A 15,727-nucleotide genomic window follows, 5' to 3' on the forward strand; every position below is an offset into this window, starting at 1 on the left:
TGCAGTTGGCAATCCCGAACCCGGGGACCGCGTCAAGCCCGTCACCGGGCAAAGGCGCCACACCCAACCAGTTCACGCCCCATGCCGGTCTCGGCAATCAGGACGGCGCTCAGCCCCTCGGCTCTGCACATCTCCTCGGCGCGCTGCCGCCCCGCGACCAGCAATGCCGTCGCCCAGGCGTCTGCGAGAACGCAATCGGGCATCTGCACTGTCACCGAAACCAGGTCGCTCTCCACCGGGACACCACTGCGAGGGTCGATGGTGTGGCTTATCCATCGATCCCCGACCAGACGCCGATGCCGATAGCTGCCCGAAGTGGCCAGCGAAGCATTGTGGATTTCGAGGCGCGCTGCGATATCCCGGCGATCCGCGTCCGGCGCCTCGAGGGCCACCGCCCAGGGCCGGCCGTCGCCACGGAAGCCGCCGGCCTGCACCTCGCCGTCTATGCTGACGAGATAATCTTGAACGCCGAAATCCTCCATGGTCCTGGCCATCAGGTCCACCGCAAACCCCTTGGCAATGCCGGACAGGTCCAACGCGACCGGTTCCAGGCGCCGCGCCCGCAGGCCGCCCATGTCGATTTCGAGCGCCGGCCCGGTCGACCGCTCGCCTCCAGCAGGCGTCTCCGGCCGTGCCGGTGGGCCGAACCCGGCGGTCTGCACGGCGCCCAGAACCGCCATGTCGAACAGTCCGCCCGAGCGCTGTCGCACGCCCTCTCCCAGCGCCAGGACATAGGCCAGTTCGTCCGGTATGGACATCCAGGCGCCCACAGCCATGCGGTTGAGCCGCATCAGGTTCGAATCCGGTTTCCAGGTCGACATCTGTTGATCGACGCGGTGGCAGGCCTCGGCCAGGGCGTGCTCGAGCACATGCCGATCCAGCGCATGCTGGGCGTGAGCCAGGGCGGACCAGCGCGTTCCCATGGTCGGGCCACTCAGGGCAAGCTGCGCCGCCGGCTCACTTCTGCAAGGTTCAGTAGACATCTTCTGCATATCGTCCCATGGCCTGCAAACGGTCCACATCGAGGCTGATCGGCGCCAGCGCCTGGTCGAGCGCCTGCTTGACCCCTTCGCCCATGGCGATGCTGCCGCACACCATGAACCGCGCACCCTGCCGCACCAGCCGGCGCAGCTCTTCGGCGTCCTCGGCGAGCCGGTCCTGCACATAGCCGCCGCCCAAGACGCGCGAGAAACTCGCCTTCAAGCTCCTGAGGAGACCGGTGGACAGGGCCCTTTCCAGCTCGCCCCGATAGAGGAAGTCCGACGCCGGATCACGCGCGCCGAAGTAGACATGCACCGGGCGCCGTCCCGCGGCGTTACGCATGAACCCAACCAGGGGCGCAATGCCCGCCCCTGCCCCGATCAGCACCAGCGGCCGCCGACCGCCGTCGGGATGGAAATCGGGATTGCTGCGCACGAAGGCATCCACGCTTTCGCCGGGGCGCAGCGAATGCAGATGATCCGAACACAACCCACCCTGCTGCTTGCGCACGCAGATTTCGAGAATGCCCTCCCGCGAGGCCGAGACGATCGAATAATAGCGCGCGATCGGGTCGCCCGGCGGAATGATCCCGACAAGATCGCCCGAGACGAACCGGTCCCGCCCGAGAAGACGCCCAAGGCGATCCCGCCAATCCTTGAGCGCGGGCACCGCAAAGCGCAGCACCACCGTTGGCGCCTGCACTTCCTCGCCGAAGACCTGGCGGTCCACCAGCGTATATTTGCGCGTCTGCGGCTGCAGGGGCTGGTGCTGCAGTTCGAGTGTCTCGCCCAGTGCCGTGCCGAGCGTTTGCCCCCATTGGGCAAAGGCCTGGGCCGATTGCCGGTCGATGCCGGCATAGGGCACCAGCATGGCATGTCCGGCGCCGCGCACCGCAGCCTCGACCCGCTCGGCATAGGCGCAGAAATTCCGGAACTTGCGATCCCCAAACCCGAGCACCGCAAAGCGCGCGCCTCGGGCATCGAACCGCTCCAGCCTGTCGAGGAAGTGGCGGGCAGAAGCCGGCGCCGTGCCGTTCCCGTAAGTGGCCGCGAGCACCAGGATGGTCCGCGCCTGCGGGTAGTGCGGCCGCAGGGCATTCATCGGGGCAACATGCACGAGGTGCCCATTGCCGCGCAACGCGGCCTGCAGCGTGGCGGCAAAACCCCAGGTGGTGTTGCCTTCACTTCCTACCAGGATGACGCTGTCGGCCCGGCGCCAACCCGCATCCCCGGCAAGGCGCGGCCGGCTGCGGCGGCGCATGAACCAGATGACGACGCCGGTGAGGGTCAGCACCGGCACGGCAAGACTCGAAAGACCCAGCAGCGCCGCCAGCCACCAGTGTCCCTGGCCGGTATGAAGCGTATAAACCGCCTCGTAGAGCGTCTGCATGGGAGAATTGGCCGCAAAATCGATAAGCGCGCCCGTCGACTGGTCGATATGACCGGTACCCGCATTGGTGGTCAGGGTGAAGACGTCCGCCGCGTCGCCCGCCATTGGCAGCACCAGCTCCCGCAGATCACTCACCGGAACGTCCTGCAGCGCGGCGAGGCTGGCGATCGGAGCCGGCGTTCCGCCGCTGCCGCTGGCCGGGAACCCGAACTCGGCGCTGCCATCGGCCACGAAGCCAAAGGTCACCATCGCCATATAGACGCCCGTCACCGCCGAAAGCAGCAGCCCGGCGATGGCCATGCGCCCAAGTTCCACATGAAGGCGTTGACTTAACCTGCCGCGGGGATTCGCAAATAGCTGTCGCCATCCGCCCATGCGATTGACCAGCATGGCGATGCCCGTCAACGCCAGGGCAACCATGGCCGCGGCGGCAAGCCCGGCGGCCACCCGCCCGCCATCACCCAGGAACAGCGAGCGATGCAACTGCGTGAAGAACCCGAAAACCGGCGACTGCTCGACAACCCCGCGCACCGCCCCGCTCGCCGGATCGATGGCCGTCGCAACATTGCCCGCATGGGCCGTCACCGCGCCCGACGCGGAGCGCGTGATGGTCTCGGTGTCCGGCAATTGGGCCATGATTCTGTCGGCCAGCTCGGCCACGCTGACCGCGCTGCCGGCCGGAGTGGTCACGCGTTCCACCAGCGGCTGCAACGACAGCACTGCGCCGGTGAGGGCCATGAAGCTGACCAGCAGCGCGGCAAACAGCCCGGGCAGCGAGTGAAGTCGACGAAGCATGGCCGGTCCTCCCCGCTGCTACAGGTTGACGCTGGCGGACTGGACAAAGCCTCGGCCAGGCTGGGCAATCCCAGACTGGGAACGATCGAGCGGGATCACCACGTCGTCGCTCGTCGTGCCGCGCTCTTCGACGGCCGAGTCGATATGGATCGTGTAGCCGGCATTGATCAGCGCATCGGACAGATCGAGATTGATCGTGAAGCTGCGGCCGCTCCCGACGCTCGCGCCGGTGATGCCATTGAGATTGAGGCTGGCATCGGCCGCAGCATAGCGGGCCCAGCCGCTCAGATCCCGGTAATACCGGCTCTTGCGGCCGGCCACGTAGAGCGTCGAGTCATAGCGACCATCGGGTCCGGCGAGGTAAACCGCCAGATAGGCCTCGGGGCCGCGATAGGAACTCATCTGTCCCGTCACGGTGACTTGGGCGGCATAGGCGGCGCCAGGGGACACCAGCGCGGTGCCAAGAAGGAGGATGGCGAGGATTTTTTTCATTTGGCTCTGGCCTCATTGGGAAGACGAACCCACCGATGCCATGGCAAGCTGACGCTACCCTGAAGCGGGAACGGGCCGGCGTTCAGCCTGGTGTCAGCTTTGGGGTATTGATGTGGCCGCGAGCCGAGGCGGATATGCGGATTTTGTTGATCGAGGACGACCATGTGCTGGGCGCGGCCATCCGCGACCACCTTTCGGCAGGCGGTCACGCCGTCGACTGGGTGCAACGGTTGGACGATGCTGAAGCAGCCCTGACCACGGTGCAATATGAACTGATGCTGCTCGACCTGAACCTTCCTGACGGTCGGGGGCTCGACCTGCTGCGCCGCCTGCGCGGGCGGGGCGACGACCTTCCAGTCATCATCACCACCGCCCAGGACCAGATCGCGATCCGCATCGAAGGCCTCAATTCGGGGGCCGATGATTATCTGGTCAAACCCTTCGACCTCAGCGAAATGACGGCGCGCGTCGCCGCGGTTGCGCGGCGCTATGGCGGCAACAACGCGCCCGTTCTGCGCCTTGGCCCGGTGGAGATCGATCTGGCGCGCCGCCTGGTAAGGGTCGAGGGCGAGGCGGTCACGCTCAGTGCGCGTGAATGGGCGGTGCTCGAGCGGCTCGTGAGCCGCCCCGGAGCCATTGTCACCAAGGCGGAGATCGAGGAATCGCTCTACGCTTTCGGCGCGGAAATCGAGAGCAACGCCGTGGAAGTCTATGTCAGCCGTCTGCGCAAGAAGCTGGGCCGGAACGCGGTGCATACGGTGCGCGGCCTTGGCTATCAGGTTGCCTCATGAAGCGGCGCTCGCTGTTCTGGCAACTGGCCATCGGACTTTCCGCAATGACGGGCCTGCTCTGGCTGGGCGCCGCCGCCATTTCGGCAGCGGTCATGAGCCATGCCATCAACGAAGCCTATGACTATGCGCTCGAACAGGTCGCCGACCGCCTGCTGCCGCTCGCTGTCCATGATCTGCGCGAGCCGCATGAGCGCCGCCAGATCGAGGCCGATCGCGAGGATGGCGGTGAATTCCGCTACGTCATTCGCGACCCCGGCGGCAATATTGTCCTGAACGACGGGGATCTGCCCGAGACCATCCTGCCCCAGATCACCGATGACGGTCAGTTCGACACCGAAGCGGGCCGCGCCTATGCTCGCACCGACCCGCGCTCCGGCTTCAGCATCGTGGTGCTCGAAGCCGAAAGCGAGCGCAGCGAAGCCCTGTTCGACGGCGGCTGGGCGCTGCTGGGTCCACTAGCCGCTCTCCTGCCCCTGGTGGCTTTGGGCGTATGGCTGGCGCTGCGCCTGGCGCTGGCGCCGCTGCAGCGGCTGCGTGCCGACCTTGCCGAGCGGGGCCGCCACAACCTGGCCCCGCTCGACCCGGCCAGCTATCCGCCCGAACTGACGCCGATCGTCGGGGAAATGGCCAGCCTGCTCGATCGCCTGCAGGGAGCCATGGATGCCGAGCGCGCCTTCGCCGCCACCAGCGCCCACGAGCTGCGCACCCCGATTGCCGGCGCGCTGGCGCAGACCCAGTTGCTGGCCGCCGAGCTGCGCCAGCATCCCGCCGCGCAACGCACTGCCGAAATCGAACGCGCCCTGCGCCGCCTGTCGGCCCTGGCCGAACGCCTGCTGCAACTGACCCGGCTCGAGGCCGGCTTCGCCCGCAGCGATACCGAAATCGATCTGCTTCCCGTCATCGATCTGGTCGTGCGTGACTTCGTTGGCAGCGGCGCGCCCCTGACGCTTGAAGTCGAAGCGGGCGCCGCACCAAAGGGACGCGTCGATTCCGATGCGTTCGCACTCGTACTGCGCAATCTCATCGACAATGCCATGCGCCACGGCGATCCGGCTTCCGAAGTCGTGTTGCGGGCCTGTCGCGACGGCACCATCCGCGTGATCAATGCCGGCCCGGTCGTGCCCCCTGAAACCCTGTCGACGCTTGGCCATCCCTTTGTCCGCGGGCAGACCTCTGCCAGCGGCACCGGCATCGGGCTGTCGATGGTTCGCTCGGTCGTCGAGCAGACCGGCGGCAGCCTTTCCTTCCTCTCGCCCGCCCAAGGGCGCAGCGACGGCTTCGAAGTGGCAGTGCGCTTCTAGGGAGAGGCTCGAACACAAGCTCTTGTCGGGGGACTTCTCCCCCTCATCGCACATTCAGGGCTGCGCCCGCCGCGCCAGCCAGGCCTGCATTTCGCCGATTTCAGCCTGTTGCGCGCTGATGATCTCCTGAGCGAACATCTTCACCCAAGGGTCGTCGCCATAGGCCTGAGCCACTTGGGCCATCTCCACCGCCCCCTGGTGATGCGGGATCATCGAGCACACGAAGGCCGTCTGGAAGTCCGCGGCAGTCATGCCGCGCATCATGTCCGAATGCATGGGCTCCATGGTCTGGATCAGTGCGGCGTGCGCCTCACTGGCTGTCGCGGCCATGCCGTCCAGATGCGCCTGCATCGATACGCCGCCATGATCGGCATGCAGCTCGCCGCAGATCGCTGGCAAGGGCAGCGCAGCCACCGCGCTCGCCGGCTGCTCGCGAACCAGCAAAGCACCCACAAGGGCAACAACAAGCATGCCACCCGCCCCCAGTTTCGTCCAATCCATGGCCAAGTCCTTCTCTTCTGATGCCCGGAACATGGCAGAGGGTTCGAGCCGCGCTGTTGATCGAGATCAAAGATGCATCCTCCATGCATGTTTAAGAGGTGGAAAAATCGAACAGACGACGGAGTTTAAAGTGATCCACCGAACAAGGAACTGTCCCCGCTGGACCAGGCTTGGAAACCTCGGCACAGTCGGCGGTGCGGCAGCTGCCACGCTTCTTGCCACCGCCCCGGCACAGGCCCATGTCAAATGGTTCGCCCCCTACGTCGTCGGCGCGGCACCTGCCCCGGTTGGCGAAACCCTCGCCAATGGGTGGTTCTGGCTCGGCATCGTCATGGTGCTTGCCTTCTTTGCCACCACGGTCTTGATCGAACGCGGGCCGCTTGGAGCCACCATCGGCGGCCTTCTTAACCGCATCAGCGACCCGCTATGGTCGCGGGCGGACGATTTCATGCGGGCCATCATTGGCGCCTTCTTCGTCGCCATCTTCGCAGTGGGCGGCGTTTATCTGACCCCGGACCTGCAGACGCCCAACGAATGGGTTTCCTGGCTGCAATTGCTGATCGCCCTTTTCGTCTTCTCGCGGCGAACCATGCCTCTGGCTGCAGCCGGCATTATCGGGCTCTGGGTCATCGCGCTGCGCGACTACGACTTCTTCCATCTGCTCGACTACCTCGCCCTGGGCGTCGGCGTTGCGGGGTACCTCGCGCTTGCGTCCAATCCGGACGGCAAATGGTACCAGCACCGCTTCGCGGTCCTGCGCTGGGGTGTCGCCATCGCTCTGATGTGGTCGAGCCTGGAAAAATTCGCTTACGCCGAATGGTTCTACCCGCTGGTCGAAGAGCGCCCCTTCCTGACGTTCGGCATGCCCCGCGATACCTTCATCCCCATGGCGGGCGTGGCGGAATTCACCATGGGCTTCGGCCTGCTCTGGACTGCATTGATCCGTCGCCTCTCCGCGGTCGCCCTGATCGTCATCTTCACGGCAGCCGTCTATCCCTTCGGTCGCATCGACCTGGTGGGGCATGCACTGATCATGGGGACCCTGTTCCTGATCGCGGCTGATCCGAGCCCTTCGGGACTGTCGCTGAAGAAGGTCGCACCGGCCCTCGGCAGCGTGCCGGCCGGACTGCTGGCGGCCATGCTGGTGATCGCCGGATCGTATTGGGGGCTGCATGCCGCCTTCTATGACTATGACCGGGTTCCGGTCGTGGCCGGCGGTGAATTGCTCACACACGTCCCCAACGCCGAGCACCCGCACGGTGCCGCTGCGCCCGAAAGCCAGCATCAATAGCCTGCCGCGGCGGCCCTTGTGGCCGCCGTGCCTTGCACGGGAGGAAGTCCGGTTGCGTCTCACCCATTTCACGGATCTGGCCTTGCGGCTTCTGCTCTTCATGGCCGCCCATCCCGACCAGCGGACGACCATTGCGCAGGCGGCCGCCGCCTATGGCGTTTCTCGCAGCCATCTCATGAAGGTCGCCGCCAGGCTGGCTAGCGCCGGACTGATCCGGCCAGGCCGCGGCAGAGGCGGTGGGTTGGCCCTGTCGCGCCCACCTCGGGAGATCACCTTGGGTGAAGTGCTCAGGGCCACCGAGCCGGATTTCGCGATGGTTGGTTGCATGGCGGGCGAAGCCTGCACACTTACCGCTGTCTGTCGCCTCCCCAGCGCCCTTGAGTCCGCCTTGCGCGCCTTTCTCGAAACGGCCGACCGCTACAGCATCCTCGATGTCCTGCCGGGTCACTGGCCGGTCGCCCCTCCCCCGCAGATTTGAGGAAACCCGCTCCGTTCCGGCACCCGCTCATATCGGCCGAGGCGCTCGCTCGACGTCCTGGTGGCGCCTCGCCACCGCCCCATCGTTTTGTTAACGAAAGGGACGATCAATACCCCGGCTAGAGCCTCAGCCCGGCCTCGTCGAAGGCGAGCAATGCTCCGGGCTCGATGCCGACGGTGATCGAGGCCCCATCAGTGATGCGCGAATGGCCCTTTTGCTGGATGGTGACCTTGGTTTCGCCGTCCCTGCCCACCGCGTAGACATAGGAAACGCCCCCCAATTGCTCGACCACCTGGGCCGTGGCCGTCAATGTGGGCGCACCCGCGACGGCTTCGGCAAAGTGCTCAGGCCGCACGCCGATGCTGACCGCCTGCCCGACTTGCGCACTCTTGCCACGTTGCCGGACACGCAGGTCAGGCGCATCGAAGGCCTTGAGCGAGACGACCAGCTCATCTCCGGCAATCGCGGTAATCTCGCCTTCGAGAAAGTTCATGCGCGGCGAACCGATAAAGCCTGCCACGAACTGGTTGTCCGGATTGTCGTAGAGCTCGATGGGGCTGCCCTGCTGCTCGATGCGCCCGGCCCGCAGAACCACGATGCGATCCGCCAGGGTCATGGCTTCGACCTGGTCGTGGGTCACATAGACCATGGTGGCCCCCAATTGCTGGTGCAAGCGCGCGATCTCGATGCGCATCTGCACGCGCAACTCGGCATCCAGATTGGAAAGCGGCTCGTCGAAGAGGAACGCCTTGGGCTGCCGCACGATCGCCCGGCCGATGGCCACGCGCTGGCGCTGGCCGCCAGAGAGTTGCCGTGGCTTGCGCTCGAGCAGCTCGGTCAATTCCAGGATGCGCGCCGCCTCGGCCACCCGCTCGGCCACCTGCTCTCGGGGCATGCCGCCCATGCGGAGCCCGAAGCCCAGATTCTGCTCCACGGTCATGTGCGGGTAAAGCGCATAGGACTGGAACACCATGGCCACGCCGCGCTCGGAGGGGTCGTAGTCCGTGACATCCTCTCCGCCGATCAGCACCTGGCCCGAGGAGGGCTCCTCCAGCCCCGAAATCGTGCGCAGCAGGGTGGATTTGCCGCAGCCCGAGGGCCCGACGAACACCACGAATTCGCCATTGCCGATGTCCAGATCGATGTCGTGGATCACCTTGACTGCCCCGAAGCTCTTGTTGATGCCTCGCAATTGCAGATCTGCCATCGTCTCCTCCTTGCCGATGGTTGGGGTCAGGGTCAGCGAGCCGCCCAGAGGGCGCCGCGCTCGAATATGGTCCGCATCTGCGGCACCTGGAATTCGTCCACCACGTGGCCAAGCGTCGAGTGGAACACCCGGCCTTTGCCGAAGCGGCGCTTCCACACCACCGGCATGACGACGCCATCGATCTCCTCGAAATACTCGCCCGAGAATGTCGTGGTCGCCAGCACCTCGATGCTGGGGTCGAAATGCAGATAATATTGCTCGGAGTGATAGGGAAAGTCTTCGATCCCCTGCATGATGGGGTCGTCTGCCCTGGTCACGTTGACGGTGAAGTCGATGATATTGCCCGGATGGGCGACCCATTGCCCGCCGACCATGAACTGGTAGTCCGGCTCGTTGCGGAAACTGTCGCACATCAGGCCATGAAATCCCGCCAGTCCCGAGCCGGCTCGCACCGCCGCCAGGAGATTGGTCAGTTCCTCCTTCTCGATGCGCGACATGGTGATGGCCGGGATGATCAGGTCGAACCGGCCGAGGGCGGCATCGGCGAAGGCTTCCGTGGTGGGCTCGATTTCGACGGCAAAGCCATGCTCCTCCAGCATGGCGCCAACCAGGCGCGCACTCTGCTCGGGCGTGTGGCCATCCCAGCCGCCCCACACGATCAGGGCCGATTTCGTCATTGGTTTTCCTCCTGGTAATTCGTCGCCCATGGGGCGCTGTAGATGTCGCGCAGCATCAGCGCGGCGGCCCCGCGGGCCCAGAGCTGGTCGTCCAGCGTGTGGAAGATCAGTTCGGTGGATGCATAGTGGGTCCGGAAACTATTGGCCGCCGCGGCGGCCCGCAGGGCCGGTTCCACCAGTTCGCCATAGCCTTCCGGCTCAAATGCAATGATGATCTTTTCGGGATTGATCAGGTTGATGATGTGCGAGACGCCGATGCCGACCATCTCGCCCTGTCGCTCGATGAGGGCCCGCGCGCCCTCGTTCCCAGCGCGACAGGCTTCGGCCAGCGCCGCCCGGATATTGGTGCGCCCCAAGGGGGTCTCGAGGAAGCCGGCGCCCAGTGCCGCTGCCGCCTGGCGCCTGAGAGCTGCGTCGCTGACATGGGCATTGAGGCAGCCGGCCTGGCCGCATTCGCATATTGCATCCGCGCCGCCCACCTTCAGATGGCCGAAGGTCGGTCCCAGCGTGCTGGCGCCGCGATGCACGTCGGTCTCCATCCACAGCCCCACGCTCGCGGTCTGGTCGAGGGTCACGACGGCAAAGTCCTCTTCCCGCTGTGCATGGCCGAACCAGCTCTCCGCCAGCGCCAGCAGATTGGCCGGCTTTTCGAGTTTCACCGGCAGCCCTGTGCGCTCGCCCAGCAGCGCGCCGATCGGGACCTCCCGCTCGCCGAAGACCGAGCTGGAATAGCTTCTTCCCGAGCGCGGATCGACCAGGCCCGGCACGCCGATGCCAATGCCTCGGATACGGCCCCGATCGATGCCGGACCGGGTCACGCAATCGTCCATGGCATCCTCGATCAGGTCGGCAATCACATCTGCCGGTTGACGGGCGAGCCGCACGGGCAGTTGCAGCGTTGCCACCAGCTCCCCGCGGAAATCGACCAGCGTCACCGTGGTCATGGCTTCCGAAATCTTGATGCCCAGCACATAGGCTGCGTCCGGCACCAGGCCCAGCAGCACCCGCGGCCGGCCGCGCTGCGCATCGCCGCTGGGCTGGGTATGCGTCGCCTGGATCAACCCCTCCTCGATCAACGCCCCGGTAATGGCCGAGACCGTGGTGCCGCTCAGAAGCGTCCGCTCCGCAATCTCCACGCGCGAGATCTGCCCATGGCACCGGATGGTCTCCAGCACATGGTACTTGTTGATTTCGCGCATCAGCAGCGGATCGGCGATCTTCACGACCAAAAGGACACTCCGCAGGTCAGGTTCAGCATTGATGATTTAGTTTGCTATCTATATCAAATTCAAGCGCCGAAACCAGCCCGTAAACGTTTTAGACTTACCAAACTTGGCTATTTTTCCATATTCTTCAATAGCTTATACGCAGTTCCTGCTACCGCCCACCATTCACACCCAACAATGAGGTACGTTCCTCTTGCGTCTTTAATACGGGATGCGTAGAAAGTAGCAAGTGGTGAGTTCAGTGGGGACTGTCTCATCGCCGCGGTCAGGGAGGATTTTCCGGAATTGGTTCCGGAGGCCGCAATTTTCACAGGAGGAATTCATGAAGCATATTGCGCTTGCCGCAATGCTGGGACTGGCGGCTATTGCGCCGGCCCAGGCCCAGACCGTGGTCCGGCATCTGCACATCACGTCCATTCCCGCCGAGGTGGAACTGATGAACAAGATCGCCGCCGATTTCATGGCCCAGAATCCCGACATCAAGGTCGAGCTGCCGTTTCTCGAAAACGAGGCCTTCAAGGCCAAGCTGACGACCCTGCTGCAGTCGGCCGATGCGCCGGACGTATTCCACTCCTGGGGTGGTGGCGTGTTCTACGAACAGGCGGCGGCCGGGGTGTTGCGGCCGATTGAGGACGTGCTGTCCGACGAGGCCAAGGCCAATGTCGGCACGGCCGGCGTTTCCGCCTTTACCGCGCCCGATGGCCATCTCTATGGCGTGGCGCGTGACGTCAGCGAGGTCGTGCTCTGGTACAACAAGACCCTGTTCGAGCAGGCCGGTGTCGATCCGGCCAGCATGGAAACCTGGGATGGGTTCCTGGCGGGCGTCCAGGCCTTCAAGGATGCCGGCATTACCCCCATCGCCATTGGCGCCAAGGACAAGTGGCCGGCTCACTTCTGGTGGTCCAAGCTGGTCGTCCGGCTGGCCGGCCAGGACGGCTTTGCTGCTGCGGCCCGCGGCGAGGGCGACGGCTTTGCCGGCGAGGATTTCGTCAAGGCGGGCGAATACTTCCTTCAGCTGGCGGCGCTTGATCCCTGGCAGGAAGGCTTCCTGGCGGCCGGCTACGGCGATGCCTCGGGCTATTTCGGCGACGGCAATGCCGCCATGCACCTGATGGGCGACTGGGACTATGGCGCCATGAAGGACAATTCGGCCGACAAGAACGGCATTCCCGATGAGGAACTGGGCATCCTGCCCTTCCCGACCATCGAGGGTGGCAAGGGCGATCCGACCGATACGCTGGGCGGCCTGGGCGGCGTTCTGTTCTCGAGGAACGCCTCCGATGCAGCCGTGAAGTGGATCGAGTTCTTCAATTCCACTGAGAACCAGGCGCTTTACGCCAAGGATGCCTATTACATCCCGATTGCCAAGGGTGCGGCCGACGTCATGACCAACCCCTTCAAGGTGCAGATCGGTCAGAACATCAGCAATGCGCACTGGCATGCCCTGTTCTTCGACCAGGCCCTGGGTCCCAATGTCGGCGGTGTCGTCAACGACGTCTCCGCGGAACTGGCAGCCAACGCCATGAGCGCCGAGGAAGCCGCCGAAATGATCAAGGAAGCGGTCGACGACGAGCTCTAGTCGTCACTCTCTGAACCCGGCGGGCGATCCATTGCCCGCCGGCCCTGTTCACGCAAGACCCTGTAGCTGCCGACTGGCGCTGCGTCTTGCAGGCGAGGAATGCATTGATGACGAGTGTCGCCACCGGAACGGATATGAGCGCGACGACCGCAGTTCGGCGCAGGCGCTATGTCGATCGCAAGAGCCTGCTGCCGCTCCTGCTGTTCCTGCCACCATCATTGATCCTGTTCACCCTCTTCGTCGTCTTGCCGATGATCGATGCGGCAACCTTCTCGTTCTTCGATTGGAACGGTTACGGGCCCATCACGGACTTTGTCGGCTTCGAGAATTATGCCGACGTCATCACCCACCGCAATTTCGGGACTGCCGTCCGCAACAGCTTGATCGTAGTGGCGGTATCGCTGTTGATACAATTGCCCTTGGCTATGTGGTGCGCCATCGCACTGGCGGAGCGCGGCACCCATATCAACCTGATCCGCGTCCTGTTCTTCCTGCCCTATATGCTGGCCGAAGTGGCCGCCGGGTTGATCTGGAAGTTCGTTTATGACGGAAATTATGGTCTGCTGCCGGCGATCGGCGGGGCTATTGGCGTCGACATGCCCTTTGTGCTGGGCGACAAGCTCTGGGTCATCCCGGCGATCATGCTGGTGATCACCTGGAAGTATTTCGGCTTCCACATGATGATCTTCATCGCCGGGCTTCAGTCCATTCCCGGTGAGGTCATCGAGGCGGCGCGGCTCGACGGCGTCAGCAAGTGGCAGATCGTGCGGCATATCAAGATCCCGATGATCCGCTCGGCTATCGTCATCTCGGTGTTCTTTGCGATTACCGGCGCCCTGCAGCTCTTCGACCTGATCATCCCGCTCTCCAATGGCGGGCCCTCGCATTCGAGCCACACGATCGTGACCTTCCTCTACCAGTTCGGCATTCTGCGCATGAAGCTGGGCTTTGGCGGTGCGGTGAGCGTGCTGCTGTTCATCGCCTGCGTGATCGTGGCGCTGGCCTATCGTCGCATCCTGTTCAAGGTGGAGCAGAACTGATGGCTACCGCTTCCAAAAAACGCCGTCCGGCGATCTCGGCGGCCCAGTGGATCACCCTGCTGATCGTTGCTGCCTTCGTGATCGTGCCGTTCTACACCACGGCCCTGGGCGGGTTCAAAGAGATCGGCGAATTGCGCGTCAATCCCTTCGGCCTGCCCGCCAGCTGGGACCCCGTGCGCTTCACCGAAATCCTGGGCGGGCCGCGCTATTTCTCATCCCTGGGCAATTCGCTGCTGATTGCCGGCGGCACGGTTGTGCTCTCCACCCTGGTTGCCTCGATGACGGCCTTCGCCCTGGCCCATATCAAGTTCTTCGGCAGCAAGTTCATCCTGGGCTATCTCATGCTCGGCCTGCTGTTTCCCGCCGCCACCGGCATCCTGCCGCTCTTCATCAAGATGCGCGACCTGGGCATGCTCGACAGCCATTGGGGCATCATCACCGTGCAGGTCGCCTTCAGCGTCTCCTTCTCGGTGCTGCTGTTCCATAATTTCTTCAAGGAACTGCCCAAGGAGCTGATCGATGCGGCGCGCATGGACAATTGCGGCTATGTCCGCATCTACTGGTACGTGACCCTGCCCCTCTGCCTGCCGATCATCGCGACGGTGGGGGTGTTCAACTTCGTGGGCAGCTGGAACAGCTTCCTGTTGCCCCTGATCGTGCTCAATTCCGAAGCCAAATACACCTGGCCGCTCGGCATCATGCAGTTCCAGGGGCAATACGGCTCGGACTGGCCGCGCATCCTGGCCTTCCTGACCCTTTCGATCATGCCGGCCATCGCCTTCTTCCTGCTGGCTCAGCGCTACGTGATCTCGGGGCTGACCGGCGGCGCCGTGAAGGGCTGAACCTGCGGGGCCATTGAGCGGGGCGGGACGTGGCCAGGCCTGTCCCGCCCCGCCCTTTCCTAAAGTCGCTTACCGTCCTGACCGAACAGATGGACGCTTTCGGGCCTGAAGCCGAGCGCGATGGACTGTCCGATCTCGATCTGGTCCTGGCCCGGCAGCGCGGCGGTGATTTCAGTCGCGTCCGGCAGCATCACGCGGACAATGGTCTCGTTGCCCAGGCGCTCGACCAGCCGAACCTGCCCCTTGAGCACCCCATCATCCATCAGTTCGAGGTCATGCGGTCGGATGCCCAGGGTCATTGTCGCATTGGTCGTGGCGGTGTGGCGATGGGCGGGCAAGGTCAGCGTCCCGGCAAGGGCTGGCGCGGTCACCACTCCATCGGCCTGGGAGATCACCGTGATCAAGTTCATTTTGGGTGACCCGATGAATCCGGCCACGAAGAGGTTCGCCGGCTTGTTGTAGAGCTCCAGCGGCGAGCCCACCTGCTGCACGACCCCCGCATCGAGCACGACGATCTTGTCGGCCAGCGTCATGGCCTCGACCTGATCATGGGTCACGTAGATCATGGTGGAGCCGAGGTCGCCATGCAGCCGCGCCAGTTCCATGCGCATGTCGCCGCGCAGCGCCGCATCGAGGTTGGAGAGCGGCTCGTCGAAGAGGAAGACATCGGGCTCGCGCACGATGGCCCGGCCGATGGCGACCCGCTGGCGCTGCCCGCCCGAAAGCTGGGCGGGGCGGCGATCGAGCAGATGCTCCATCTGCAGGACCCGCGCAACCGCGCGTATCTTGGCGTCGCGCACCGCCCGCGGCATGCCCGCCAGCTTCAGCCCGAAGCCGACATTGTCGTAAACGCTCATATGCGGATAGAGCGCATAGGACTGGAAGACCATGGCGACGCCCCGGTCGCGCGGCTCGACATCGTTGACCACACGGTCGCCGATGCGGATTTCGCCATCGGTAATGTCCTCGAGACCCGCAATCATGCGCAGCAGTGTTGACTTGCCGCAGCCCGAAGGGCCGACAAACACCACGAATTCGCCATGGGCGATGTCGAGGTCGACGCCCTTGATGACGGGCACTTCGCCATACGCCTTGTGGACGGAGCGGAGGGTGAGACCAGCCATGGACGGTACTCCT

The 15,727-nt window shown here is 64.5% G+C and carries 15 protein-coding genes; 7 read left to right on the plus strand and 8 right to left on the minus strand.

The genetic code is table 11. The features are described from left to right. Nucleotides 1-41: 41 nt before the first annotated feature. Genes K1X15_RS09865 through K1X15_RS09875 form a run of 3 tightly spaced genes read right to left on the minus strand, consistent with a single transcriptional unit; the run spans nucleotide 42 to nucleotide 3,657 of the window. On the minus strand, nucleotides 42-983 hold the full coding sequence (locus K1X15_RS09865; protein WP_220307266.1) for an FAD:protein FMN transferase: 942 nt from the start codon (nucleotides 981-983) through the stop codon (nucleotides 42-44). After that, entirely contained in the window at nucleotides 973-3,165 is a 2,193-nt protein-coding gene (locus tag K1X15_RS09870) for a PepSY domain-containing protein (RefSeq protein ID WP_220307267.1), read from the minus strand. Before K1X15_RS09870 ends, K1X15_RS09865 begins: the two co-directional genes overlap by 11 nt. An 18-nt stretch (nucleotides 3,166-3,183) precedes the next feature. After that, nucleotides 3,184-3,657, minus strand: coding sequence for a DUF2271 domain-containing protein (locus K1X15_RS09875; protein WP_220307268.1), 474 nt, complete (start codon nucleotides 3,655-3,657; stop codon nucleotides 3,184-3,186). A 134-nt stretch (nucleotides 3,658-3,791) separates the two neighbouring features. On the opposite strand from K1X15_RS09875, the gene K1X15_RS09880 reads away from it, so the two are divergent. Both K1X15_RS09880 and K1X15_RS09885 read left to right on the plus strand, forming a co-directional pair. Next, nucleotides 3,792-4,448 carry a response regulator transcription factor gene (locus K1X15_RS09880; protein WP_220307269.1) on the plus strand — a complete coding sequence of 219 codons (657 nt, stop codon included), beginning with the start codon at nucleotides 3,792-3,794 and terminating at the stop codon, nucleotides 4,446-4,448. Then, nucleotides 4,445-5,749 carry a sensor histidine kinase gene (locus K1X15_RS09885; protein WP_220307270.1) on the plus strand — a complete coding sequence of 435 codons (1,305 nt, stop codon included), beginning with the start codon at nucleotides 4,445-4,447 and terminating at the stop codon, nucleotides 5,747-5,749. Before K1X15_RS09880 ends, K1X15_RS09885 begins: the two co-directional genes overlap by 4 nt. Nucleotides 5,750-5,803: 54 nt before the next feature. Here K1X15_RS09885 and K1X15_RS09890 read toward each other — a convergent pair whose 3' ends face one another. Then, on the minus strand, nucleotides 5,804-6,250 hold the full coding sequence (locus K1X15_RS09890; RefSeq protein WP_220307271.1) for a DUF305 domain-containing protein: 447 nt from the start codon (nucleotides 6,248-6,250) through the stop codon (nucleotides 5,804-5,806). A 130-nt stretch (nucleotides 6,251-6,380) separates the two neighbouring features. On the opposite strand from K1X15_RS09890, the gene K1X15_RS09895 reads away from it, so the two are divergent. Both K1X15_RS09895 and K1X15_RS09900 read left to right on the plus strand, forming a co-directional pair. Next, nucleotides 6,381-7,541, plus strand: coding sequence for a hypothetical protein (locus tag K1X15_RS09895; protein ID WP_220307272.1), 1,161 nt, complete (start codon nucleotides 6,381-6,383; stop codon nucleotides 7,539-7,541). A gap of 52 nt (nucleotides 7,542-7,593) precedes the next feature. After that, nucleotides 7,594-8,019, plus strand: coding sequence for an Rrf2 family transcriptional regulator (locus tag K1X15_RS09900; protein ID WP_220307273.1), 426 nt, complete (start codon nucleotides 7,594-7,596; stop codon nucleotides 8,017-8,019). A gap of 118 nt (nucleotides 8,020-8,137) precedes the next feature. On the opposite strand, the gene K1X15_RS09905 is transcribed toward K1X15_RS09900, so the two are convergent. The 3 genes from K1X15_RS09905 to K1X15_RS09915 are packed head-to-tail and all read right to left on the minus strand — an operon-like array spanning nucleotide 8,138 to nucleotide 11,126. Beyond that, nucleotides 8,138-9,226 carry an ABC transporter ATP-binding protein gene (locus tag K1X15_RS09905; RefSeq protein WP_220307274.1) on the minus strand — a complete coding sequence of 363 codons (1,089 nt, stop codon included), beginning with the start codon at nucleotides 9,224-9,226 and terminating at the stop codon, nucleotides 8,138-8,140. A gap of 32 nt (nucleotides 9,227-9,258) precedes the next feature. Then, a complete protein-coding gene (locus tag K1X15_RS09910; RefSeq protein WP_220307275.1) occupies nucleotides 9,259-9,903 on the minus strand; it encodes a ThuA domain-containing protein in 645 nt (214 codons plus the stop codon). After that, nucleotides 9,900-11,126 carry an ROK family transcriptional regulator gene (locus K1X15_RS09915; protein WP_240549757.1) on the minus strand — a complete coding sequence of 409 codons (1,227 nt, stop codon included), beginning with the start codon at nucleotides 11,124-11,126 and terminating at the stop codon, nucleotides 9,900-9,902. The genes K1X15_RS09910 and K1X15_RS09915 overlap by 4 nt, the downstream gene beginning before the upstream one ends. Nucleotides 11,127-11,451: 325 nt before the next feature. Between K1X15_RS09915 and K1X15_RS09920 the strand changes: the two genes are divergently transcribed. The 3 genes from K1X15_RS09920 to K1X15_RS09930 all read left to right on the plus strand — a co-directional run bounded on the left by K1X15_RS09920 (nucleotide 11,452) and on the right by K1X15_RS09930 (nucleotide 14,590). Further along, complete coding sequence (locus K1X15_RS09920; RefSeq protein WP_220307277.1) at nucleotides 11,452-12,708, plus strand: extracellular solute-binding protein; 1,257 nt, start codon at nucleotides 11,452-11,454, stop codon at nucleotides 12,706-12,708. Between the two features lie 107 nt (nucleotides 12,709-12,815). Further along, nucleotides 12,816-13,748 (plus strand): carbohydrate ABC transporter permease, encoded by a 933-nt coding sequence (locus K1X15_RS09925; RefSeq protein WP_220307278.1) that lies wholly within the window; start codon nucleotides 12,816-12,818, stop codon nucleotides 13,746-13,748. Next, a complete protein-coding gene (locus tag K1X15_RS09930; RefSeq protein WP_220307279.1) occupies nucleotides 13,748-14,590 on the plus strand; it encodes a carbohydrate ABC transporter permease in 843 nt (280 codons plus the stop codon). The genes K1X15_RS09925 and K1X15_RS09930 overlap by 1 nt, the downstream gene beginning before the upstream one ends. 59 nt (nucleotides 14,591-14,649) lie before the next feature. Here the strand turns inward: K1X15_RS09930 and K1X15_RS09935 are convergent, their stop codons facing one another. Beyond that, complete coding sequence (locus K1X15_RS09935) at nucleotides 14,650-15,714, minus strand: ABC transporter ATP-binding protein (protein ID WP_220307280.1); 1,065 nt, start codon at nucleotides 15,712-15,714, stop codon at nucleotides 14,650-14,652. Nucleotides 15,715-15,727 lie beyond the last annotated feature (13 nt).

This window comes from Devosia salina (assembly GCF_019504385.1).
Taxonomy (GTDB): domain Bacteria; phylum Pseudomonadota; class Alphaproteobacteria; order Rhizobiales; family Devosiaceae; genus Devosia; species Devosia salina.